The sequence below is a fragment of the Helicobacter pylori NCTC 11637 = CCUG 17874 = ATCC 43504 = JCM 12093 genome (assembly GCF_900478295.1).
GTDB classification, from domain to species: domain Bacteria; phylum Campylobacterota; class Campylobacteria; order Campylobacterales; family Helicobacteraceae; genus Helicobacter; species Helicobacter pylori.
Genome location: NZ_LS483488.1, coordinates 358,622 through 380,960, shown reverse-complemented (window position 1 = coordinate 380,960; position 22,339 = coordinate 358,622). Strand labels below are relative to the sequence as shown.

Sequence of the window (22,339 nt, the reverse complement as noted above, 5' to 3'; positions counted from 1 at the left end):
TTTAAAACCCCACTCATAAAGGTTCTGTTTGTGGATAACTACACCTATAGCGAATTGTTAAAAAGCTTGCAAAACAAATGCGATAATATCGCTTTAATCATCAAGCCTGAAAAGATCAAACAAGAATTAGAACGCATTGAAAAAGAACAAGAAGACCCTAATTTTTGGCAAGATGTCTTAAAAGCCAGGGACACCAATAAAGAAAAAGTGCGCTTAAACCGCTTGCTAGAAACCTATCAAAAAACCAAAAACTCTTTAGATGAAAGCACAGAATTGTTTGAACTCGCTCAAAACGATAACGATGAGGTTACTTTATCCTTGCTCTATGAAGAGGCTCCTACTTTAGAACACAGCGTCCAAAAAGTGGAAATTGAAATCATGTTAAGCGGTGAAAACGATGCCTCAAACGCTATTATCACCATTCAGCCTGGAGCGGGGGGGACGGAAAGCCAGGATTGGGCGAGTATTTTGTATCGCATGTATTTGAGATGGGCGGAAAGAAGGGGCTTTAAAAGCGAGATTTTAGATTATCAAGATGGCGAAGAAGCGGGCATTAAAGGGGTCGCCTTTATCATTAAGGGCGAAAACGCTTATGGCTATTTGAAAAACGAAAGCGGGGTGCATAGGCTTGTAAGGATTTCACCCTTTGATACGAACGCTAAACGGCACACGAGTTTTGCGAGCGTGCAAATTAGCCCTGAATTAGACGATGACATTGATATAGAAATTGATGAAAAAGATGTCCGTTACGATTATTATAGAGCCAGTGGGGCAGGCGGTCAGCATGTCAATAAAACAGAAAGCGCGGTTAGGATCACGCATTTCCCTACCGGTATTGTGGTGCAATGCCAAAACGACAGGAGCCAGCATAAAAACAAAGCGAGCGCGTTAAAAATGCTTAAATCCAAGCTTTATGAATTGGAATTAGAAAAGCAGCAAAGCAACGCCAAAAATGAAGAAAAAAGCGAGATTGGCTGGGGGCATCAAATCAGAAGTTATGTCCTAGCCCCCTACCAGCAAGTCAAAGACGCGCGCTCCAACACCGCTTATAGCAATGTGGAAGCGATACTAGACGGCGATATTGATGCGATTTTAGAGGGCGTTTTGATTGCTAAAGCTTAAGTGCGCTAAAATGACAGCTAATCAATTATGGTTACTATAAAACGCTTTTTAAAACCAATTGGCAAGGAACAACAATGACACAAGAAGAATTAGACGCTTTGATGAATGGTGGCGATTTAGAAAACTTGGAAGCCCTAGAAACTAAAGAGGGAGCTAAAGAGAAAGAAGAGGCTAAAGAAGAAAGCTCTAGCCAAAAAATGACCGTCAAAAAAGAAGACGCTGAAAAATACGGCAAGATTAGCCCTAATGAATGGCCTCCCCCTCCCCCCACTGAAGAGCATAAAGTCGTGCATCAATTAGATGATGTTACAAGAGATTCTGAAGTGAAAGCCACGCAAATTTTTGATCAATTGGATTTGATCGGAGCTAGCGCTGAAAAAATCGCTAAAATGGTTAAAAAAATCCAAGAACCTTTGCAAAAACACCAGGAAATTTTTGACAATTTGCATGCGCATTTCCCCCATGTGGAATCTTTTAAAACCGCGCTCAACGAGCAACAAGAAATCCTAAACGCCCTTAAAAGCATTGAAGAAGAAGCCGCTAATTGCTCTGATAGCTCCATGCAAGCGATGGATATTATGCAGTTTCAAGACATCCACCGCCAAAAAATTGAACGAGTGGTCAATGTCATGCGAGCGCTCAGCCAATACATGAATTCGCTTTTTGAAGGCAAAATTGATGATTCCAAGCGCGTGAGTTCAGCGACTTTTATCACCGGCGATGACGATAAAGATTTAGCCAGCGCTGATGATATTGAAGCCTTGATCGCTTCTTTTGGAGCCAAGTAGTTTTGAACCAAGTTGAATTACTCTCTCCAGCTGGTAATTTAAAAAAACTTAAAATCGCTCTCAACTATGGGGCTGATGCGGTTTATGGGGGAGTGAGCCATTTTTCTTTACGCAATCGTGCGAGCAAGGAATTCACTCTAGAGACCTTTAAAGAAGGGATTGACTACGCCCATGCGCTGGATAGAAAAGTCTATGCCACGATCAATGGTTTCCCCTTCAATTCACAGCTCAAACTTTTAGAAGAACATATTGATAAAATGGCAGAGCTAAAACCAGACGCTTTCATTATCGCTGCGCCTGGTGTGGTGAAACTCGCTTCAAAAATCGCCCCGCATATTCCCATCCATTTATCCACGCAAGCGAATGTCTTAAATTTGCTAGATGCGCAAGTGTTTTATGATTTAGGGGTTAAACGCATTGTGTGCGCGAGGGAATTGAGCCTGAATGATGCGATTGAGATTAAAAAAGCCTTACCCGATTTAGAATTAGAAATCTTTGTGCATGGGAGCATGTGCTTTGCCTTTTCAGGGCGTTGCTTGATTTCGGCTTTACAAAAGGGGCGCGTGCCTAATAGGGGGAGTTGCGCGAATGATTGCCGGTTTGATTATGAATATTACGTGAAAAACCCTGATAACGGCGTGATGATGAGATTGGTTGAAGAAGAGGGTGTAGGCACGCACATTTTTAACGCTAAAGATTTGAATCTCTCTGGCCATATCGCTGAAATTTTAAGCTCCAACGCCATTAGCGCGCTTAAGATTGAAGGGCGCACCAAGTCCAGTTATTACGCCGCGCAAACCACGCGCATCTATCGTTTAGCGGTTGATGATTTTTACCATAACACCTTAAAGCCGAGTTTTTATGCTAGCGAATTGAACACGCTTAAAAACAGGGGTTTTACGGACGGCTATTTGATGCGAAGGCCTTTTGAAAGGTTGGATACTCAAAACCACCAAACAGCCATTAGCGAAGGGGATTTTCAAGTCAATGGCGAAATCACAGAAGACGGGCGTTTTTTTGCATGCAAATTCACCACGACCACTAACACCGCTTATGAAATCATCGCTCCCAAAAATGCGGCTATCACGCCCATAGTCAATGAAATTGGCAAGATTTACACCTTTGAAAAACGCTCTTATTTAGTGCTGTATAAAATCCTTTTAGAAAATAACACCGAGTTAGAAACTATCCATAGCGGGAATGTGAATTTAGTGCGACTGCCCGCACCCTTACCGGCTTTTAGTTTTTTACGCACCCAAGTCAGAGTCTAAAAATGGCGTTTGATTAGTGCTAAAATATGGTATTACAAACGATTAAGAGAAACGCATGCCATTAGAAACTATCACGCTCGCTCATATTTATGAAGAACAAGGGTTTTTTGAAGAAGCGTTGCGAATTTATACTAATATTTTAAACAAAACCCCTGACCATGCAGAGGCGTTAAAACAAATGAAGCGTTTGGAAAAAATCCAAAAAAATCTCGCTCCTTTCAAACATGATGCAATACTAGAGCGGCACTATTTAAATTTTATCAAAGGGGATTGTTTGAGCGTTGAGAATTTAGAACAATGGCTGGTAGAATGGAATTGAAAAACATTATTTCAGAAACCCTTAATGAAATTGAAAAAATGGCTAAAACCATTGATGATGGTTTTAATACGGCGCAAAAAACGCCCTCTTTTTTCAAAACGCCCCCTCATCTGCAAAACACCCCAAACCCTAAAAATGCTAACACCCCTTTAGAGCCAAAAAACGCTGCTAAAATAGAAACCCAAGAAAAAATCACAGAAGAAAATACAGAAGAAAAAGAAGAAGAGGTGCCAGAAATCATTATAGAAGAAATCGCGCAAGAAAACCCCACGCAAGTGTTAATTTCAAACGAGCGGGTTTTTTTAAAAAATTTACTAGAGAGGACATTAGTGTTATTGAAAGGCATGCAAGCTTTAGAAGAAAAAGACGCGCTGAAGCGTTTGGATTTAGTGGCGCGTTTCTTGCAATACCAATTGAGCGTGCTTGAAAAACGATTGGAGTCTTTGGAGCGAGAAAACACAGAGTGAAAAACGATCAAAGGAATTTTTTAAAAATATTAAAATATTAAAAAATAAGGCTTTAATTTTCAATATTCCATGAAAACAAAGCCTTAATTTCCATTAATAACTATGATAATGTTTTGAATTTTTATTTTTAAGATATTTTCAAGGTATCTTTAATAATAAAATGCTAGAATTAGTTCCCTAAAACATTAACAAAGTTAATCGTTTTTAAAGTTGCAGAAATCATTGAAGGAGTTAATTGAAGTATGATAGAAGTTTTAATGATAGAAGATGATATAGAATTAGCCGAGTTTTTGAGCGAGTTTTTGCTCCAACATGGCATTCATGTAACCAATTACGATGAGCCATATACCGGCATTAGTGCGGCTAACACACAAAATTACGATTTGTTGTTGTTGGATTTAACTTTGCCTAATTTAGACGGGCTTGAAGTGTGTAGGCGCATCTCCAAACAAAAACATATCCCTATTATTATTTCTTCAGCAAGAAGCGATGTGGAAGATAAGATTAAAGCGCTAGATTATGGGGCTGATGATTACCTCCCTAAACCCTATGATCCTAAGGAATTACTGGCTCGCATCCAATCCTTACTCAGGCGTTCTCATAAAAAAGAAGAAGTGAGTGAGCCAGGCGATGCGAATATCTTTAGGGTAGATAAGGACAGCCGAGAAGTGTATATGCATGAAAAAAAGCTAGACTTAACTAGGGCTGAATATGAAATCCTTTCGCTTCTCATTAGCAAAAAAGGTTATGTGTTTAGCCGTGAAAGCATTGCGATTGAGAGCGAGAGCATCAACCCTGAAAGCTCTAATAAAAGCATTGATGTGATCATTGGCCGTTTGCGATCTAAGATTGAAAAAAATCCCAAGCAACCGCAATACATCATCTCTGTTAGAGGGATTGGTTATAAATTAGAATACTGATTCTAATAAGGAGTTAAGGGATTTTGCGTTTCTCTATCTTTTTTAAGGTTGGCGCTTTGTTTATGATAACGCTCTTTAGTTTTGGAGCGTTCGCTTACTATTTCGTGTCTTCTCAAATCAGTCACGAAAACTATCAAAACGAAATGCGCCATTATCAGTTTGTTACCACCATCAATGAAATTTTAAATAACTACTCTGATTATAGAGCCATAGAAGATTATCTCTATAAAATTGGTTTTAGAGAAACCACAATAGAAAATTTGGAAAAGGTTTTAGCCAAAAGACGCCACCAGTTGCACCACAGAAATATTGGGTATGCGGAAGTGTTTAAATTCAGCGATATGGTTTTTATCCTTTTAAAAAAGGATGAGCATTTTGTGCTTTATAAAGATTTGCATTCGGTTTCTTACAGGAATTATTTCTTAGCCATTACGGTGGGTTTATTATTGATTTTATTCCTCTTTTTATTTGTTTTACAGAGTTTATTGCCCTTAAGAGAGCTGAGATCCCAAGTGAAGCGCTTCGCTCAAGGGGATAAAAGCGTGAGTTGTAAAAGCAAACAAAAAGATGAAATAGGGGATCTGGCTAACGAATTTGACAATTGCATCCAAAAAATCAATGCGATGAATGAATCTCGGGTTTTATTTTTGCGCTCTATCATGCATGAACTACGCACCCCTATCACTAAGGGTAAGATACTAAGCTCTATGCTCAAAGAAGAGCTGTCTTACAAGCGCTTTTCATCTATATTTGATCACTTGAACATGTTGATTGAGCAATTTGCCCGCATTGAGCAGCTCGCTTCCAAAAATTATGGGAGCAATAAAGAAAAATTTTTAATGAGCGATTTGATCGATAAGATTGAAAAAATGCTTTTAATTGATGAGGATAAAAAAAGCCCCATCCATGTATCCTCTTCCAATTACATCATTGAAGCGGATTTTGAATTGTTTTCTATAGCGTTAAAAAACATGGTGGATAATGCGATCAAATACAGCGATGACAAACAGGTGTTTTTGGATTTCATCGGCAATGATTTGGTGGTGTCTAATAAAAGCAAACCTTTAAAAGAAGATTTTGAAAAGTATTTGCAACCCTACTTTAAATCTTCTAACCCCAGACAAGCCCATGGTTTTGGGTTGGGCATGTATATCATTAAAAACGCTTTAGAGGCTATGGGGTTGAATTTGAGCTATCATTACAGCAATGGGAGAATTTGTTTCACTATCCATGATTGCGTTTTTAATAGTTTTTACGATTTAGAAGAGGATAACGAAGAGCTACCCCCCCCCCCCCGAAAATTTGAAAGAGGTGAGCGGAATGAAAGGGATAGAAAAAGCCAATTGTGGGGTTAAAGAAAAACAATAAAGAGAGAACATGTTCAAACGATTGAGAAGATTACGAAGCAGCGAAAACTTAAGGGCGATGCTAAGAGAAACGCGCCTAAATATTGATGATTTCATCGCTCCCTTATTTGTCATAGAAAGCGATAGTTGTATTAAAAATGAAATCAGTTCCATGCCTGGCGTTTATCAAATGAGCATGGAGCCTCTTTTAAAAGAATGCGAAGAACTAGTGGGTTTAGGCGTCAAAGCCGTTTTATTGTTTGGCATTCCTAAACATAAGGACGCTACAGGAAGCCATGCGTTAAATAAGGATCATATTGTCGCAAAAGCCGCCAAAGAGGTTAAAAAACGATTCAAGGATTTAATCGTTATAGCGGATTTGTGTTTTTGTGAATACACCGACCATGGGCATTGCGGGATTTTAGAAAACGATTCTGTGTCTAACGATAAAACGCTAGAGATTTTAAATCTTCAAGGGCTTATTTTAGCTGAAAGCGGTGTGGATATTCTAGCCCCAAGCAACATGATGGATGGGAATGTTTTGAGCTTGAGAAAAACGCTAGATAACGCCGGCTATACCCACACGCCCATCATGAGCTATTCCACTAAATTTGCGAGCAGTTACTATGGGCCTTTTAGAGATGTAGCAAACTCTGCCCCGAGTTTTGGCGATCGCAAAAGCTATCAAATGGATTACGCTAATCAAAAAGAAGCGCTTTTAGAAAGTTTAGAAGATGAAAAACAGGGCGCGGATATTTTAATGGTGAAACCGGCTTTGGCGTATTTGGATATTGTTAAAGAAATCAGAGATCACACTTTGCTCCCTTTAGCGCTCTATAACGTGAGCGGGGAATACGCCATGCTCAAACTCGCTCAAAAGTACAACCTGATCAACTATGAAAGCGTTTTATTAGAAACGATGACTTGTTTTAAAAGAGCGGGAGCGGATATGATTATTAGCTATCATGCTAAAGAAGTGGCTAACTTATTACAAAGGAATTGAATGGGACGAGCGTTTGAATACAGAAGAGCGGCTAAAGAAAAACGATGGGATAAGATGAGTAAGGTTTTCCCCAAGCTCGCCAAAGCGATCACTCTAGCGGCAAAAGATGGCGGGAGCGAACCGGACACGAACGCCAAACTACGAACAGCGATTTTAAACGCTAAAGCGCAAAACATGCCTAAAGACAATATTGACGCAGCGATTAAAAGAGCGAGCAGTAAAGAAGGGAATTTGAGTGAAATCACTTATGAAGGTAAGGCGAATTTTGGCGTGCTAATCATTATGGAATGCATGACTGATAACCCCACCAGAACCATTGCCAACCTTAAAAGCTATTTCAATAAAACGCAAGGGGCAAGCATCGTGCCTAATGGCTCTTTAGAGTTTATGTTTAATAGAAAAAGCGTGTTTGAATGCTTGAAAAATGAAGTGGAAAATTTAAAACTCAGCCTAGAAGATTTAGAATTCGCTCTCATTGATTATGGTTTGGAAGAATTAGAAGAAGTGGAAGACAAGATTATTATTAGAGGGGATTATAACAGCTTCAAGCTCTTAAATGAGGGGTTTGAAAGCTTGAGATTGCCTATTTTAAAAGCGAGTTTGCAACGCATCGCCACAACGCCCATTGAATTGAATGACGAACAAATGGAGCTTACCGAAAAATTACTGGATAGGATTGAAGACGATGATGATGTGGTCGCGCTTTATACGAATATTGAGTGAAATGCAAAAAGGCTCAAAGGATTTTTAACAAAACCAACAAAAGGTTTTGTCGCTATAAATTTGTAAAATCCTATAAAGAGTTATAAAACTCCTTTTTATTGGATTTTTAATTTTATTTTGATTAAATAAAAGGTTTTTGTTTTGTTCAAACATGAAAGCTTTATTTAATATTCTTTTTTTTAAAAAACTTGTTTTTAAGCTTTCTTATAGTTAATTTTTGTTTTGTGGTGAAGTTATTTTTCAAAGCGCATAGGGGGATTTTAAAATAACGCCCCCTTTAACCCCATAATCCCCTAAAGAAGCGCTTTAAAAAATTATCGCTTGTGTCTTGTGCAAGCTCTTTTATATTTATTGTGAAGCGCCCAAACGCTAAAGCGATTGGGCTTCCTAGGCTGATGTTGGGGGAAAGTTTGGTTCTCACTCTGTGTCCCTAATCATAGGGATTTTACAGAGTTTGAGCCTCAACGCATTCCCTACAGGTCTCACACATCATATCTTATAAAGGCGTAACTTTGCACGCTTCCTACGCTAGATGCAAATGTATGGGGGTATTATACTACAAAGATATTTGGGATTTCTGCTTGGGTGGTTTTAAAATGCCTTTGAGTATTTTTATTACCAATATGAGAATAAATCCAAACCCTAAATTTGCAGATTTTTAGTCTCAATACCCATCAATGGAGACACTTCAATCCCTATTTGATAGCAAGAGAGAATACAGAAAGATTCTATAAGATGAGTTTTAATCATTAGCCCCTAAACTCTGGCTTATTGCGTATCATCTTGCATGTCGTTTTGCACATCATCTTGCAAATCATCAGACTTCTTGCCAATCACTTCTTCTAACACTTTACAGCTACCACTAAAGCCTAGAGTGCAACCTTTCTTATAATACGAAATGGCTTTATCTAAATCCTTTGGAGCGCCCTTACCCGTGTAATACATCACCGCCACATTATGACAACCGCTCCCCCTTTTTAAATAACAACCCTTTTTATAAAGATTCAAGGCTTGCTCTCCATTTTGTTTGACATCCATACCGACTTCATACATGTATCCCAAGCTCACACAGCTCGCTCCGTCTTTCAAATGGCACCCTCTTTTAAAATTCGCAAGGGCTTTTTTCAAATCCTTCTGTACGCCTTTGGCGTTCCTATACATATACCCTACAAAGTTACAACTAATGCCGTAATTCAAACTGCAAGCGTATTTAGAAAGAGAAAGGGCTTTGGCATAATTTTGCTTAACGCCCGTGCCATTAAAATACATAAAACCTAAACTCCCGCAACTCACCCCACCCTTTAAGTGGCACCCTCTCCTATAATAATAGAGAGCCTTTGGAAGGTTTTTTTGAACGCCATCGCCATCTTCATACATAGAGCCTAAACTCGCGCAAGCGAGATGATTCCTTAAATTGCACCCTCTCCTATAATAATAGAGAGCCTTTGGAAGGTTTTTTTGAACGCCATCGCCATCTTCATACATAGAGCCTAGACTCGTGCAACCAGCCCCCACCCTTAAATTACAGCTCCTCTTATAAAAAGCCACCGCCTTATGGTAATCCCCTCTCTTAAAGGCTTGAGCAGCCATTTTAAAATATTTCTCACCGGTTGTAGCCACCAAATAACTGGAACAACTTGCCATTAAAAATAAAATCAAAAACCACTTTTTAGTCCAACTCTTTATCATCTCATTCCTTACAAAACTAAGCCAAAGCTCACACAAAGAAAAATCAGTAAAACCCCAATCTAATTGGTTATTATAGTATAATATTGTCAAAAAATAAATTCAACTTTGGATTAAATTCAATTAAAAAACCTATTTTAGGAAAACCACTTAAAATGAGTATTACTATTCCTATTGTTATCGCTTTTGACAATCATTATGCCATCCCAGCTGGCGTGAGCTTGTATTCCATGCTAGCTTGCGCTAAAACAGAACACCCCCAATCACAAAATGATAGTGAAAAACTTTTTTATAAAATCCACTGCCTGGTGGATAACTTAAGCCTTGAAAACCAGCACAAACTCAAAGAGACTCTAGCCCCCTTTAACGCTTTTATGAGCGTGGATTTTTTAGACATTTCAAACCCCAATCTTCACGCCACTTCAATAGAACCCTCTGTAATTGATAAAATCCATGAAGCTTTTTTGCAACTCAATATTTACGCCAAGACTCGCTTTTCTAAAATGGTCATGTGCCGCTTGTTTTTGGCTTCTTTATTCCCACAATACGACAAAATCATCATGTTTGATGCAGACACTTTGTTTTTAAACGATGTGAGCGGAAGTTTTTTTATCCCGCTAGATGGCTATTATTTTGGAGCGGCTAAAGATTTTGCTTCCGATAAAAGCCCTAAACATTTTCAAATAGCGCGAGAAAAAGACCCTCGTCAAGCCTTTTCCCTTTATGAGCATTACCTTAAAGAAAAAGACATGAAAATCATTTGTGAAAACCACTATAATGTTGGGTTTTTAATCGTGAATTTAAAGCTATGGCGTGCTGATCATTTAGAAGAACGCTTACTCAATTTAACCCATCAAAAAGGCCAGTGCGTGTTTTGCCCTGAACAGGATATTTTAACGCTCGCATGCTATCAAAAAGTTTTAATCTTACCTTATATTTACAACGCCCACCCTTTCATGGTCAATAAAAAACGCTTCATTCCTAGCCAACAAGAAATCGTCATGCTGCATTTTTATTTTGTAGGAAAACCTTGGATTTCACCCACTGCTTTATATTCTAAAGAATGGCATGAGACTCTTTTAAAAACCCTTTTTTATGCTGAATATTCCGTGAAATTCCTTAAACAAATGACAGAATTTTTAAGCCTTAAAGACAAACAAAAAACCTTTGAATTTCTTGCCCCCCTACTCAACCCAAAAACCCTTTTAGAATACATCTTTTTTAGATTGAATAGGATTTTCAAACGCTTAAAAGAAAAATTTTTTAACTCTTAGCGTTCTCGTTTGGGCAACACGCTATAGGCGAATTTGACATAAATCGCTAAACTGATCAAAAGCACCGCCACACCGACAGCCAAATACACCGCATAAGTGATTTTATCCGGTTCGCTCACGCTGAATTTAAACACTAACATTAACGCTTCAATGGCTAATGCGATAATGATAGAGCCTAAAAACCTAATCATCGTGCGGTGGATCGCATGGTGGTTGTCCCCGCTATTTTTACCCAAAACTTCCTCTTCAAAAATCGCCTTGACCAGATCAAAGGTGGCTAAGGCTAGGGTTAAAAGCACAATGGGGTGGAACACTTCTTTAATGTCAAAACTGCTAAAATTGACAATCGCTGTCCAAAAGCTAGAAATGCATTTCACAAATAAAAGCAACGACACTAAAGTGAGCATGATAGAAATCATAAAATACATGACCATGCTCCCTTCGCTAAAGGTTCTGAAATACTTTGAAGGTGAGCTGATTTCAATCGCCACCCTCAAAGGGATTTGCAAGCACACCACAAACGCCAGATCGTTATTTTGATCATACACCGGGTAAGACGCGCTCACTACCAAATGGTTTCCTTTTTTAGAAGGGTAAGGATCGGTTAAAATACAACGCTTTTCACTCACGGCTTGATAAAAATAATATTTATCGCTAAAACTGGCATGCGATTCTAATTCAATCCCTTCTGTTAAATCATGCTCTAATATCCCCTCCTTATGCCCCTGTTCTTTAAGCTGGCTTGGCTTAAGAATTAGCATGCCTTTAGCGTCTAACACAAAAAAATTTTTTGCCATTTTGATTTCAGCATGCATTTTTCTGATCTGTTTGTTTAAATAATCCAAAGTGATTTCAGGGAGGTGGTTGCGGATATTGTGCGAAAACAAATAGGTAAGATAAGCGTATAGCTCGGTGCGGATCTTGGAATATTGGACAATGTCTCTACTTAACATCAAAAGGCCTTTAAAAAGATTTTATGCGATGAATTGTAGCACTTGTTTTAAAGAATTATTTAAACCACCTCTTGCATCAATGATAAAGGAGGCGTTTTTTTCATAGAGAGCTTGGCGTTTTTCAAAAAGCTCTTTGGCTTGAATGAGATCATTCAAAAGGGGGCGTTTTTCCCTTTCTTTTTGATTCAAGCGCTTAATCAAGGTCTCAAAATCAATCTTGAGATAAAAAGTTGTGCCTAAACCCTTAAAGTTATCATGCATCACAATGCCCCCACCGGTAGAAATAACATGGGGGGTTTTGAGCGTTTTTAATTCATCAATCAAATTTTTTTCAAACATCCTGAAATTGTCTTCGCCAAGCTCTTCAAAAATCCCTCTCACGCTCAAGCCCACCCTCTCGCTAATGATCATATCCGTATCCAACACTTCTAATTTCAAAGCCAGCCCCAATTCTTGCGCTAAAGAGCTTTTACCGCTCCCCATAAAACCGATTAAGACTAAATGCTGCATGCTTTTATTTCAATTTCAATTCATACGCCCCGTTTTTTTCTTCCAAAAGATAGCGGTATTTCCCGTCTAAAATGAGCGTGATGCGGTAATAATCTTTGTGCGTGCCGACTTTAATTTGAGAAAAAAACTTCTGGTTTAAATCCCTATTTTGATAAATATCCAAAGAGCCTTTTTGCGTGTCTAACACGATTCTATAAGGATTGACTAGCACAAAAGAACGCAAAATTTTATAGGGGGAACGCAAAATCATCGTGTTGTTTGCCATTAAAAAATCAAAATCTTGGATCTGGTAGCGTTTTTCAAAAGCGGCTGGATCAAGGGTGTGTTGGGAGAGCTTTAAGGGGTAATGCCAATCAATGCTTTTATCAATGCCCACGACTTTAGAATGGATAGAGCCATCAATATCCTGGTAAGTGAGCGTGATTTGTTTTAAAATCCTAGCGCTCGTGGGCAAATCCACATGGATTTCTTTAAAATAACTATCATAGATCCCATTAAAGCCCCCTTGCAAATTCTTGGAATTGATTTCAGGCTCAAAAGGGTTGTCTCTAGCCAATAAAACGCTTAAAACCACCACCAAACCTATCATCTTTTTTAACACTACCATTTTCCTTAAATCTAATCTCTAGGCCGTAATTCCTTCAACTCAAACAAACGCTTTTGCAAACGCACATTCTTGCTTTGCAATTCGGTGATTTCTTGTTGCAAGCGTTCATGCTTGTCCCTTAAATCCAAATAAACTTCTAAAGAAGAGCCCCCAAAAAGCAACTTCCCTAAATAATACCCAAACCCAAGCAGTAAAAGGAAAAAGACAATAAGGAAGCTATGGCTATAGAAAAAATCTCGCGCTTTGTTGTCTTTGATTCCATCGTTTTCAAAAAGGCCACTAGCCATGCTTAAACAACTCTTTACCGATATAAATCCCCCCTTTTAATTCATGCTCAATCTCTAAAAGGCGGTTGTATTTGGCGATCCTTTCACTCCTTGCGGTGGATCCGGTTTTAATCTCTCCCGTATTCAATGCGACTGCAAAATCAGCGATAAAGCTGTCCTCACTCTCCCCGCTTCTATGACTCATCACGCATTGATAGGCATGGTGTTTGGCTAATCTTATGGTCTCTAAAGTCTCACTAATGGTGCCGATTTGATTGGGTTTGATCAAAATGGCGTTCGCAATGTTTTTTTCAATGCCTTTTTGCAAGAGGCTCGCGTTCGTTACAAATAAATCATCGCCCACTAACTGGATTTGATGCCCTAATTCCTTGCTTAAAAACGCCCAACCCTCCCAATCGTCTTCGCTCAAACCATCTTCAATGGACACGATCGGGTATTTTGCCACCAACTCTTTATAATAAGCCACTAATTCATGCGAATCTAGAATCTTATTTTCACCCTTTAAATGGTAATTGAAATGTTCATCTACCAATTCGCTGCTCGCTACATCTAAAGCGAGCGCTATTTCTTCGCCTAATTTATAGCCGGCTTTTTCAATGGCTTGAGAAATAACTTCAAGGGGTTCTACATTGTTGTTAAAATTAGGTGCAAAGCCCCCCTCATCGCCCACGCTTGTGAGCTGATTCTTTCCATCTAAAAGTTTTTTAAGCGTGTGATAGACTTCCGCGCTCGCTCTTAAGGCTTCTTTGAAACTTTCAAACCCTAAAGGCATGATCATGTATTCTTGAAAGTCTATGGAATTATTCGCATGCGTTCCGCCGTTGATGATATTGAGCATCGGCACAGGCAAAGTCAGAGCGTTAGCCCCCCCTAAATAGCGGTATAATGGCAGATTTAAAGCCTTCGCACTAGCCCTTGCTAACGCCATAGAAACGCCCAAAACAGCGTTTGCCCCTAAATTAGCGTAATTAGGCGTGCCGTCTAAAGCCCTTAACCTCTCATCTACAAAAGCCTGATTGATCGCTTCAAGCCCTATTAAATGGTGTTTGATCACGCTATTGACATTCTCGCATGCCCTTAAGACCCCTTTACCCAAAAAACGGGTTTTGTCATTATCCCTTAATTCTAACGCTTCTCTTTTACCGGTGCTCGCCCCACTAGGCACAATCGCGCTCGCCTTAGTGTTATCGCTCAAAATCACGCTGGCTTGAATGGTAGGATTGCCCCTACTATCCATCACTTCTAAAGCATGAATATCTTTAATGGTTAGCATCAAAATCCTTTTTATTCCATTTCTTCTAAAGGCTCATCGGGTAAGGGCATGATCTCTTCATTAGAGCCAATACTCTCTTTAATCTTAAGAGTGATTTCATCCGCTAGGGCTTTGTCTTCTTTCAGTAAGGCTTTAGCGTTTTCTCGGCCTTGCCCTAGCTTTTTATCCTGGTAGCTAAGCCATGCCCCACTCTTATCCACAATGTCTAATTTCACGCCATAATCAATGATTTCGCCCTCTTTAGAAATCCCCTCCCCAAACATGATGTCAAATTCCGCTTCTCTAAAGGGTGGAGCGACTTTATTTTTAACCACTTTGGCTTTAGCCCTGTTGCCAATATGCTGTTCGTTTTGCTTTAAAGCCGCGATTCTTCTAATATCAATCCTAACGCTCGCATAGAATTTTAAAGCGTTACCTCCGGTTGTGGTCTCTGGACTCCCATAACCCATCATGCCAATCTTCATTCTGATTTGATTGATAAAAATAAGAGTAGTGTTCATCTTGTGCAAGACACCGGTGATTTTTCTTAACGCATGGCTCATAAGCCTTGCTTGCAAGCCCACATGCTGATCGCCCATATCCCCATCAATCTCCGCTTTAGGCGTAAGAGCCGCCACCGAATCCACCACCACTAAATCAATCCCTCCGCTTCTTGTGATCGTTTCTAAAATCTCTAAAGCTTGCTCGCCTGTATCAGGTTGGGAAACGAGTAAGTTTTCCGTATCCACGCCTAGTCTCTTAGCGTAATGCACATCTAGGGCATGCTCAGCGTCAATGAACGCGCACACGCCGCCATTTTTTTGGCATTCTGCAATAATATGCAAGCTTAAAGTGGTCTTCCCGCTTGACTCTGGCCCATAAATTTCAATGATCCTGCCCTTTGGAACGCCCCCAATCCCTAAAGCCAGATCCAACCCTAACGAGCCTGTAGAAATAGCGTCAATCTTTTCTACTTGCTTATCCCCAAGGCGCACCAACGCCCCCTTACCAAAAACCTTATCAATTTGTTTGATCGCTAAAGAAATCGCTTTTTGTTTGTCTTCATCTATTGCCATTAAATTACCTTATTGAATTTGATTTGTTTATTCTATCAAATCCTAGCCTAAAATCTATTATAATAAAAGGACTTACCCCATCACAAAAGGATTTTACTTTGATTAGTGTCGCTCATAGCCCTGATGCTGATGATATTTTCATGTATTATGCGATTAAGTTTGGCTGGATAGATTGCCCCATTAAGAATAAAGCATTCCACAACATTGCCCTTGATATTGAAACCCTAAACCAAGAAACCCTAAAAAACACTTATGATGTGAGTGCAATCAGCTTTGGGCTATACCCTAAAATTGCGAACGATTACGCTTTGCTCCCCACAGCGACGAGCTTTGGGAATGGCTATGGGCCTAAATTAGTGAAAAAAAAGGGTGTGAAATTGAAAAAAGATTTTAGAGTCGCATTAAGTGGGGAGCACACCACCAACGCCCTCTTGTTTAAGATCTATTACAAACATGCGCGCATCGCTTACATGAATTTTTTAGACATTGAAAAAGCAGTTTTGGAAGAAAAAGTGCATGCGGGTGTGCTAATCCATGAGAGCATCTTGGATTTCCATAACGAGCTAGAAGTGGAAAAAGAATTGTGGGATGTTTGGAAAGAACTCATTAAAGCTGATGATTTACCCTTGCCTTTAGGAGGCATGGCGATTAGGCGCTCTATCCCCTTGTATCGCGCGATTTTGATTAAAAAGGCTTTGATTAAAGCAGTTGAAGTCGCGCTAAAACACCAAAATTTGCTCTCTGACATGCTGTTAGAGCGCTCGCTCATTCGTGTCAATAAAGAGCGCTTACAAACCTATTTAAGCTTGTATGCGAACGAAACTTCAACGCGCTTAAGCGAGATTCAAATTCTCGCCATAGACAAGCTTTTTGAATTAGGCTATCAGCATGGGTTTTACGCTAACTTGTTAAAGACTAAAGATTGCTTGCTCACTGATGAATATTTAAAATACCGCTTTTCTTAATCCAATTCCAATTTATGCATAAGCAAGTAACGGATCACCCCATACAATAAAAGGATTTTTAAAAGATCCACTCCCCATAAAAGATAGTATTTATTTTCTTGCAATTCTTGTTGTTGCAAGAAATAATAAAACCCCTCATTGATGCTTAAACCAGAGCTCATTAAGGGCAGTAACGCATTAAACGCTAATTCCAAAACAACCCCCACAAGAATGAACAACAGCCCTCCTAGTAAAAAACGCGCTTTTTTGATCCTAGCAGCGTTTAAAACGCTCAAAACAAATAAAAATTTCATTAAAACAAGCCCTAAAAACAGCGCGATACCTAGGGTTTTAGTGGGTTTTAACACAAAGGTTTTTAAAGCGGTGTGTAAGATAAACAGCACGCTGGATTGTGCGTTAAAAAGATAATAGCCCAAACGCACGCTCACCACAAACCAGAACAAACTGAAAATAAAAAACACCATAGGGAGCAAGATTTTAGGGAGCAATAAAGACTCTAAACTAACGGGTAAAGAAAAGCTTAAAACCCCCCTTTTAGAAAAAAGCGCATTGAGATTTTTGATCGCTCCCACACTGATTGCAATTAGTAAAAACGCCCCCAAGACAAAAAAGAGCGTGTAGCTTAGGGTGAGCATGGTCGTTTCTTCAGCGCTTTGAGAGGAAAAACAAACCGCTAAAATAGTGAGCGTTATTAAAAAATTCCCCACAACAACATTCCCTACTTGCCCCAAGGCGTCATGCTTAAAAATTTTTAAAAAACCCATAGCCTTATTATACCCGTTTGGATAGAAAATTCAGGCTTTTTAATGATTGAGTGTTAATAAAAACGCTAAAGGCATTTTTTAAATGCGCTACTTTAAAAAAGCCAGTTGCTCCAAAATCAATTCTTCTTTATTTTTAAAAACAAATTTAAAAAGGATCTTATAACGCCCCATTTTGTCGCTCTCTAACAAATCAAATTTTAAAGGCTCGCATGCGCTTCTACAATCAAGCGTTCCTAACCATCTGGGCTGTGATTTACTGGGATAAAACGCTAAATACACTTGAATGTTTGGCGGATCTAAAGCGGGTTTGAGCGGTTGCAATTGCGCATAAAGCGTGTTGGATTTTTCCAAAATCAAAGCGTTGTTTAAAAGGTTTTCTTGGAGTTTTTTATCCCCATGCGTGCCTTTAGAAAAATAGGGCAAAATGGGGGTTTTAGAGCCTTCTGTGAGAGATTTTAAACCCACCAAAAAACGATAATTGGATTTAAAGTTTTCATAGGTTTTAAGCATAGCGTTAAAATTTAAATCCACTTCGTTATGGCCCTTAAAATACACTAAATCGTTTTTAGGCGAATTTTTTAGGGCAAACACCACCAAAAACACCACAATCCCAAGCCCAAGAATAAGCACGCTCATGATCCCTAAAGGCCAAAAGTTTTTTTCTTTCATTGGTTTCTCTCTTAAGATTTTTTAAAAAAATAAAGCCCTAAAAACGCGCCCAAAAGCGTCAATAACAAAATATAAATAACCACCTTTACAAAAGTTACTCCCTTAGGAGCGTTAAAATTTTGCGTGATATTCACACGATATTTTTCGGCTAAAGCATCTACTGCGACCGAATAGCCGTTAATGAGCATGGCTGAAATCCTTTGGGGCGTGTATTCTTTAGGGTTTGTAGGGAGTAAGGGAGCGATTTTTTCAAAAAAGATTTTATCAGTGTCTAACAAATCTTTAGGGTTAGCCACTAATTCTATTTTTTGAGCGTCATGGTAAAAAAAGAATACCACAAAAGGGGGTTTGAGCTGTTTTAAAAAGCCCTCTTGATACTTTTGGCGTTCATTTTTATCCGCCAAAGCGATAGGATTTTTTTCAAAATCCGTCATATCAATCGCAAAACGCACGCCTGTTTTAAGGTAAAGCTCTTTAGAAACGCTCTCTACAAACGCAACGCTTTTTTCTACCAAACGCCCTTTAGAATTATTCAAAACATAATCATCAGCCCCCAAACAACAAACAAAGGCTATTACAAGCCATAAGATCCTCATGTGCTAAACAAAAAAAAGTTAGGTACAAAAGAAATAACAATCGTCATTAAAATGGTCGCTACTACCATTAAGGCTAAGATTTTTTCTAAAGTGGTGAATTTCATTTTTTACTCCCTTGATTGACTAATTCATAATTGGCCCGGTTTTGGGTGTTTTTTGTCTCTAAGGCGTTAATATCCTTATAGCGGTAATAATTGGTGGCTTGCTCTTTTTGGATATGGATCGCTTTGAGCGTAAAAAAAACGGCCACACACAATAAAATAACCACAATCAGTAAATTCCCTGCTAATCCGTTTAAAAATTTCATCTCTTTTCCTTTAATCTTCTAAGGGTTTTAGCGATCGGATAAATTCAGCTAACGCTTTAACTTGCAAATCGCTAAAGTTTTTATATTTAAATGATGGCATATGCCCTATATTGCCCTTTTTGCCATGCGTTAAGATATTTCTTAAAAAATTCTCTGTGCCGTAAGCGGTCAAATCGGCTGCAAACACTTGATTTTCTTGCAAGCCCTTACCATCATTGCCATGACAGCCTGTGCAGCCCATGCTTTCAAACAGCTCCTTGCCCTTATCAATGAGTTGAGGGTTTTTGGTTTTTTTAACGCTAGAAATTTCTGCCATCACATAGCTCGCAATCGCTTTAGCGTCTTTTTCATCCAAGTCCATAGCGGGCATTTCCCCAGCGAGATAATCCATGCCTTTAGAGCCATGCTTAATGGTGTCCATAATGCCCTCTTCTTTACCCCAGCGCACCAGATTTTGAGCGCTCCCATGCAAGCCCTCAGCGGTGATGCCATGGCATTGCGAACAATGGACTAAAAAGATGCCTTGACCCATATCCACTAATTCCTTTTGACCCAAATGCTTCCATTTGGCTTCAAATTTTTGGTTGTGCGCTTTAACTTCTTCATTGTATTGCCCGATTTGAGAAAAGCTATTCAGCGGATACCCAAAGAAAAAATACCAAAAAGCCCACACAATCGTGCACATAAAGCTTGCGATCCAGCCTACTGGCACATTATTGGCAAACTCCCCTATCCCATCAAACAAATGCCCATTTTCTACAAGCTCACCTTGAGATTTGCTGTCGCGCATTTCTTTAATGAGCGAACTGGATTCATAGATGGTTAAAACTAAAATCACAAGCGCTGCAATCAAGCCAAAAACATTTATATGGTCGTTTAAAAAATCCATTTCAACTTTCCTTTATGCCCTTATCATGAACTTCTTTATGGCGTGGTTCAATCAACTCATCTTCTAAAGCATCATTTAACGCTAAATACCCGTATCGCTCATAATCCACGACACCCTTTTTTTGCTTTCTATACATGCTAAAAATATAAGCGTACAAAAAGAGCGTAAAAAGAATGGTGAAAAACGCATACGCAAAACCTCTCAAACTTTCTAAATCCATCATTCACCCCTTATTTAGCGTTTTGATTAGCGTTGATCCTGGAATTACCCAAGCTATTCAAATAAGCGATCAAAGCCACAATTTCTAACACTTCGCCTCTTTGAATGGCGTCTAGCACTCGTTTGTCTTTCATATCGGCTGTGATTTTTTTCGCTTCTTCTAAATAGGCTTTTTTCGCTTCTTCTACATTCCCTAATTTCACGCCGTTTTCGGTGTCATAAGGCACGCCAAAAACCTTTTTTTGCGTCAAAGCTTCTGCATAGGCGGTGTCAAAATCGCTCTTTTTGATGAATAAATGCTTGTAAGCTGGCATGATGCTGTGCGGCACAACGCTTTTAGGATCCAGCATGTGCTTTTCATGCCAATCGGTTGTGCGATAATCCCCAACCCTGTGCAAATCAGGGCCAATCCTTTTAGAACCCCACAAAAATGGCCTGTCATACGCGTATTCCCCGCTCAAACTATACGCGCCATATCGATCCACCTCAGCTTGGAAAGGGCGAATAAGCTGGGAATGGCAATGATAGCAACCTTCTTGGATATAAATTTGCCTCCCCGCTGTCTCTAAAACCGTATAAGGCCGTAAGCCTTCAATCGGGCGAGCGGATTTAAAAAAGTTGGGCAAAATCTCCACCAAGCCCGCGATCGCAAACACAAAAATAAACGCAAGAGTGAAAAAGAACGGGTTTTTTTCTAAAAAACTAAACATTTCCAACCTCCCCTATCGAGACATAGGCGTGGCGTAATTGGGCTCACGCTCTAATTTTTTGCCTGCTGTGATGGTCATAAAAATATTGTAAGCAAAAATAATAAATCCAATAAAATACATAAGACCCCCAACACCTCTAATATTGTAATAAGGGATTAGCACCTTAACCGTGTCAATGAACTGGTAAGTGAGATTCCCATACTGATCCACATCCCTCCACATCATCCCTTGCGTGATCCCTGCAATCCACATGGACGAAAAGTAAAGCACAATCCCTAAAGTCATAATCCAAAATTGGAAATCCACAAGCCTTCCTGAATAAATCTCTCTTTTGAAAAGCCTAGGCGTCATGTGATACATGCTCGCAATCAAAGTGAAGCCTACCCACCCAAGCACGCCGTCATGCACATGCCCTATAATCCAATCGGTGAAGTGCGCTAAAGCGTTCACGCTCTTAATGGCTTGAATAGAGCCTTCTAAAGTGGAAAGCATGTAGAAAGTTGAAGCTAAAACTAAGAATTTGATCAAAGGGCTTTCTTTGAGCTGGTGCCATTGGCCCCTCATCGTTAAAAGCATGTTAATGGCTGTCCCCCACGAAGGCAAGATCAACACCACTGAAAACACGCTAGAAAGGGTTTGCACCCAATCAGGCACGGTGGAATAAATCAAATGGTGCCCGCCTGCCCAAATATAAACAAACATCAAGCTCCAGAAAGAAAACAAAGTGAGTTTGTAAGAAAAGATAGGCTGGCCGCTCTCTTTAGGCAAGAAATAATAAATCGTGCCAATCACCCCACTCGTAAAGACAAAAGCGACCGCATTATGCCCCCACCACCATTGAATGAGCGCATCATTACTGCCTGAATACATGGAAATAGAATGCCAAACACTCCCCATATCAGCGACAAAATAGGTGGGGACAGAAAGGTTATTGAAGATATACATCACCGCTATACCCACATAAGTAGCGATGTAATACCATAAAGACACATAAATGGTATTTTCTCTCCTAACGCTCATGCTCCCAAACATATTAACCCCCCATAGCACCCATGCCACAACCACAATAATATCTAAAGGCCACATCAATTCGGCGTATTCTTTAGATTGAGTAAGACCAGCAAACAGGCTAATGACCCCTAGAATTAAAAGAAGAATCCAGAGCCAAAAATGCAATAACCCTACAATTTTCAAAAAGGGGTGTTGGTAATAAGTGATTTTAAGCACCCTTTGACCGATATAATACCAACTCGCCCAAATCCCCCCAAGAGTGAAACCATAAATCACCGCATTCGTGTGTAAAGGGCGTAAGCGGCCAAAAACGCCATACTCCCCTGCAATGTAATTCAAGTTAGGGAAAGACAATTCAAAGGCTAGCACAATCCCTATTAACATGCCTATTATCCCAAAGCCAACCATCGCATAAAGAAACAATTTGCTAATGGAATAATCATAACTCAAAGGCACATTTTCTTGCATGCAATACTCCTATTTGTAGTAAATTCAACAAAGATAAACATAATTATAAAGTTTTATCTTTTTCAAAAAGCTTAATTTTTAATCTTTTTCTGTAACATTGTAATAACTCAATCCCATTTGAATGATATTTTTAAGTC

At 39.3% G+C, this 22,339-nt stretch carries 26 protein-coding genes and 1 pseudogene; 11 read left to right on the top strand and 16 right to left on the bottom strand.

The annotated features are described in order from the left end of the window. Positions 1–30: 30 nt before the first annotated feature. From prfB to DQL14_RS01865, 9 genes are all read left to right on the top strand, one after another. Positions 31–1,122, top strand: a complete 1,092-nt coding sequence (gene prfB, locus DQL14_RS01905) for a peptide chain release factor 2 (RefSeq protein ID WP_108169651.1) — start codon at positions 31–33, stop codon at positions 1,120–1,122. Positions 1,123–1,196: 74 nt separating this feature from the next. Continuing rightward, the gene (cheZ, locus tag DQL14_RS01900; protein WP_108169650.1) at positions 1,197–1,910 is read left to right on the top strand and encodes a protein phosphatase CheZ; all 714 of its coding nucleotides are present in this window, start codon (positions 1,197–1,199) and stop codon (positions 1,908–1,910) included. 2 nt (positions 1,911–1,912) lie between these two features. Next, positions 1,913–3,181, top strand: coding sequence for a peptidase U32 family protein (locus DQL14_RS01895; protein ID WP_108169649.1), 1,269 nt, complete (start codon positions 1,913–1,915; stop codon positions 3,179–3,181). A 55-nt stretch (positions 3,182–3,236) separates the two neighbouring features. Beyond that, positions 3,237–3,500, top strand: a complete 264-nt coding sequence (locus tag DQL14_RS01890; protein WP_108169648.1) for a tetratricopeptide repeat protein — start codon at positions 3,237–3,239, stop codon at positions 3,498–3,500. After that, on the top strand, positions 3,491–3,967 hold the full coding sequence (locus DQL14_RS01885; protein WP_162296907.1) for a CiaD-like domain-containing protein: 477 nt from the start codon (positions 3,491–3,493) through the stop codon (positions 3,965–3,967). The genes DQL14_RS01890 and DQL14_RS01885 overlap by 10 nt, the downstream gene beginning before the upstream one ends. Before the next feature lie 242 nt (positions 3,968–4,209). Continuing rightward, complete coding sequence (gene arsR / locus DQL14_RS01880) at positions 4,210–4,887, top strand: acid response regulator transcription factor ArsR (RefSeq protein ID WP_000573710.1); 678 nt, start codon at positions 4,210–4,212, stop codon at positions 4,885–4,887. 23 nt (positions 4,888–4,910) lie between these two features. After that, positions 4,911–6,242: an acid-sensing histidine kinase ArsS gene (arsS, locus tag DQL14_RS01875; protein ID WP_108169646.1), complete on the top strand. Its 1,332-nt coding sequence runs from the start codon at positions 4,911–4,913 to the stop codon at positions 6,240–6,242. Positions 6,243–6,264: 22 nt separating this feature from the next. Continuing rightward, a complete protein-coding gene (gene hemB / locus DQL14_RS01870) occupies positions 6,265–7,236 on the top strand; it encodes a porphobilinogen synthase (RefSeq protein ID WP_108169645.1) in 972 nt (323 codons plus the stop codon). Then, complete coding sequence (locus tag DQL14_RS01865; protein ID WP_000532086.1) at positions 7,237–7,959, top strand: YebC/PmpR family DNA-binding transcriptional regulator; 723 nt, start codon at positions 7,237–7,239, stop codon at positions 7,957–7,959. It abuts the gene before it with no gap. 240 nt (positions 7,960–8,199) lie between these two features. On the opposite strand, the pseudogene DQL14_RS08815 reads toward DQL14_RS01865, so the two are convergent. Together DQL14_RS08815 and hcpD are read right to left on the bottom strand one after the other, a co-directional pair. After that, positions 8,200–8,380 (bottom strand): annotated as a pseudogene (locus DQL14_RS08815) (hypothetical protein). Between the two features lie 347 nt (positions 8,381–8,727). Continuing rightward, positions 8,728–9,648, bottom strand: a complete 921-nt coding sequence (gene hcpD, locus DQL14_RS01850; protein ID WP_108169644.1) for a Sel1-like repeat protein HcpD — start codon at positions 9,646–9,648, stop codon at positions 8,728–8,730. Positions 9,649–9,800: 152 nt separating this feature from the next. Here hcpD and rfaJ point away from each other — a divergent pair, with 152 nt between their 5' ends. Further along, on the top strand, positions 9,801–10,919 hold the full coding sequence (rfaJ, locus tag DQL14_RS01845; protein ID WP_108169643.1) for an HP0159 family lipopolysaccharide 1,6-glucosyltransferase: 1,119 nt from the start codon (positions 9,801–9,803) through the stop codon (positions 10,917–10,919). Here rfaJ and DQL14_RS01840 read toward each other — a convergent pair. The 6 genes from DQL14_RS01840 to recA are packed head-to-tail and all read right to left on the bottom strand — an operon-like array spanning position 10,916 to position 15,604. Next, positions 10,916–11,872, bottom strand: a complete 957-nt coding sequence (locus DQL14_RS01840; RefSeq protein ID WP_000952264.1) for a PDC sensor domain-containing protein — start codon at positions 11,870–11,872, stop codon at positions 10,916–10,918. The two genes, rfaJ and DQL14_RS01840, sit on opposite strands and share 4 nt — an antisense overlap. A gap of 21 nt (positions 11,873–11,893) precedes the next feature. Further along, the gene (locus DQL14_RS01835) at positions 11,894–12,382 is read right to left on the bottom strand and encodes a shikimate kinase (protein ID WP_108169642.1); all 489 of its coding nucleotides are present in this window, start codon (positions 12,380–12,382) and stop codon (positions 11,894–11,896) included. 4 nt (positions 12,383–12,386) lie between these two features. Further along, positions 12,387–12,983, bottom strand: a complete 597-nt coding sequence (locus tag DQL14_RS01830) for an AMIN domain-containing protein (protein ID WP_162296906.1) — start codon at positions 12,981–12,983, stop codon at positions 12,387–12,389. Between the two features lie 17 nt (positions 12,984–13,000). Then, positions 13,001–13,276: a hypothetical protein gene (locus tag DQL14_RS01825; RefSeq protein ID WP_108169640.1), complete on the bottom strand. Its 276-nt coding sequence runs from the start codon at positions 13,274–13,276 to the stop codon at positions 13,001–13,003. Beyond that, positions 13,269–14,549 carry a phosphopyruvate hydratase gene (gene eno / locus DQL14_RS01820; RefSeq protein WP_108169639.1) on the bottom strand — a complete coding sequence of 427 codons (1,281 nt, stop codon included), beginning with the start codon at positions 14,547–14,549 and terminating at the stop codon, positions 13,269–13,271. Before eno ends, DQL14_RS01825 begins: the two co-directional genes overlap by 8 nt. 11 nt (positions 14,550–14,560) lie before the next feature. Further along, entirely contained in the window at positions 14,561–15,604 is a 1,044-nt protein-coding gene (gene recA / locus DQL14_RS01815; RefSeq protein WP_000952097.1) for a recombinase RecA, read from the bottom strand. A 98-nt stretch (positions 15,605–15,702) separates the two neighbouring features. Between recA and DQL14_RS01810 the strand changes: the two genes are divergently transcribed. Beyond that, positions 15,703–16,569, top strand: coding sequence for a menaquinone biosynthesis family protein (locus DQL14_RS01810; RefSeq protein ID WP_108169638.1), 867 nt, complete (start codon positions 15,703–15,705; stop codon positions 16,567–16,569). Here the strand turns inward: DQL14_RS01810 and DQL14_RS01805 are convergent. From DQL14_RS01805 to ccoN, 8 genes are all read right to left on the bottom strand, one after another. Further along, on the bottom strand, positions 16,566–17,333 hold the full coding sequence (locus DQL14_RS01805; RefSeq protein WP_108169637.1) for a hypothetical protein: 768 nt from the start codon (positions 17,331–17,333) through the stop codon (positions 16,566–16,568). The two genes, DQL14_RS01810 and DQL14_RS01805, sit on opposite strands and share 4 nt — an antisense overlap. A gap of 87 nt (positions 17,334–17,420) precedes the next feature. Beyond that, on the bottom strand, positions 17,421–18,002 hold the full coding sequence (locus DQL14_RS01800) for a hypothetical protein (RefSeq protein ID WP_108169636.1): 582 nt from the start codon (positions 18,000–18,002) through the stop codon (positions 17,421–17,423). Between the two features lie 11 nt (positions 18,003–18,013). Continuing rightward, a complete protein-coding gene (locus DQL14_RS01795; protein ID WP_108169635.1) occupies positions 18,014–18,598 on the bottom strand; it encodes a hypothetical protein in 585 nt (194 codons plus the stop codon). Positions 18,599–18,698: 100 nt separating this feature from the next. After that, positions 18,699–18,905, bottom strand: a complete 207-nt coding sequence (locus tag DQL14_RS01790; protein ID WP_000670506.1) for a DUF4006 family protein — start codon at positions 18,903–18,905, stop codon at positions 18,699–18,701. Between the two features lie 10 nt (positions 18,906–18,915). Next, on the bottom strand, positions 18,916–19,794 hold the full coding sequence (ccoP, locus tag DQL14_RS01785; protein WP_108169634.1) for a cytochrome-c oxidase, cbb3-type subunit III: 879 nt from the start codon (positions 19,792–19,794) through the stop codon (positions 18,916–18,918). 1 nt (position 19,795) lies between these two features. Beyond that, positions 19,796–20,014 (bottom strand): cytochrome c oxidase, cbb3-type, CcoQ subunit, encoded by a 219-nt coding sequence (locus tag DQL14_RS01780; RefSeq protein WP_001847091.1) that lies wholly within the window; start codon positions 20,012–20,014, stop codon positions 19,796–19,798. A 10-nt stretch (positions 20,015–20,024) separates the two neighbouring features. Next, positions 20,025–20,723 (bottom strand): cytochrome-c oxidase, cbb3-type subunit II, encoded by a 699-nt coding sequence (gene ccoO, locus DQL14_RS01775; RefSeq protein WP_000490791.1) that lies wholly within the window; start codon positions 20,721–20,723, stop codon positions 20,025–20,027. Between the two features lie 12 nt (positions 20,724–20,735). Continuing rightward, on the bottom strand, positions 20,736–22,202 hold the full coding sequence (ccoN, locus tag DQL14_RS01770; protein WP_001157675.1) for a cytochrome-c oxidase, cbb3-type subunit I: 1,467 nt from the start codon (positions 22,200–22,202) through the stop codon (positions 20,736–20,738). Between the last annotated feature and the right edge of the window lie 137 nt (positions 22,203–22,339).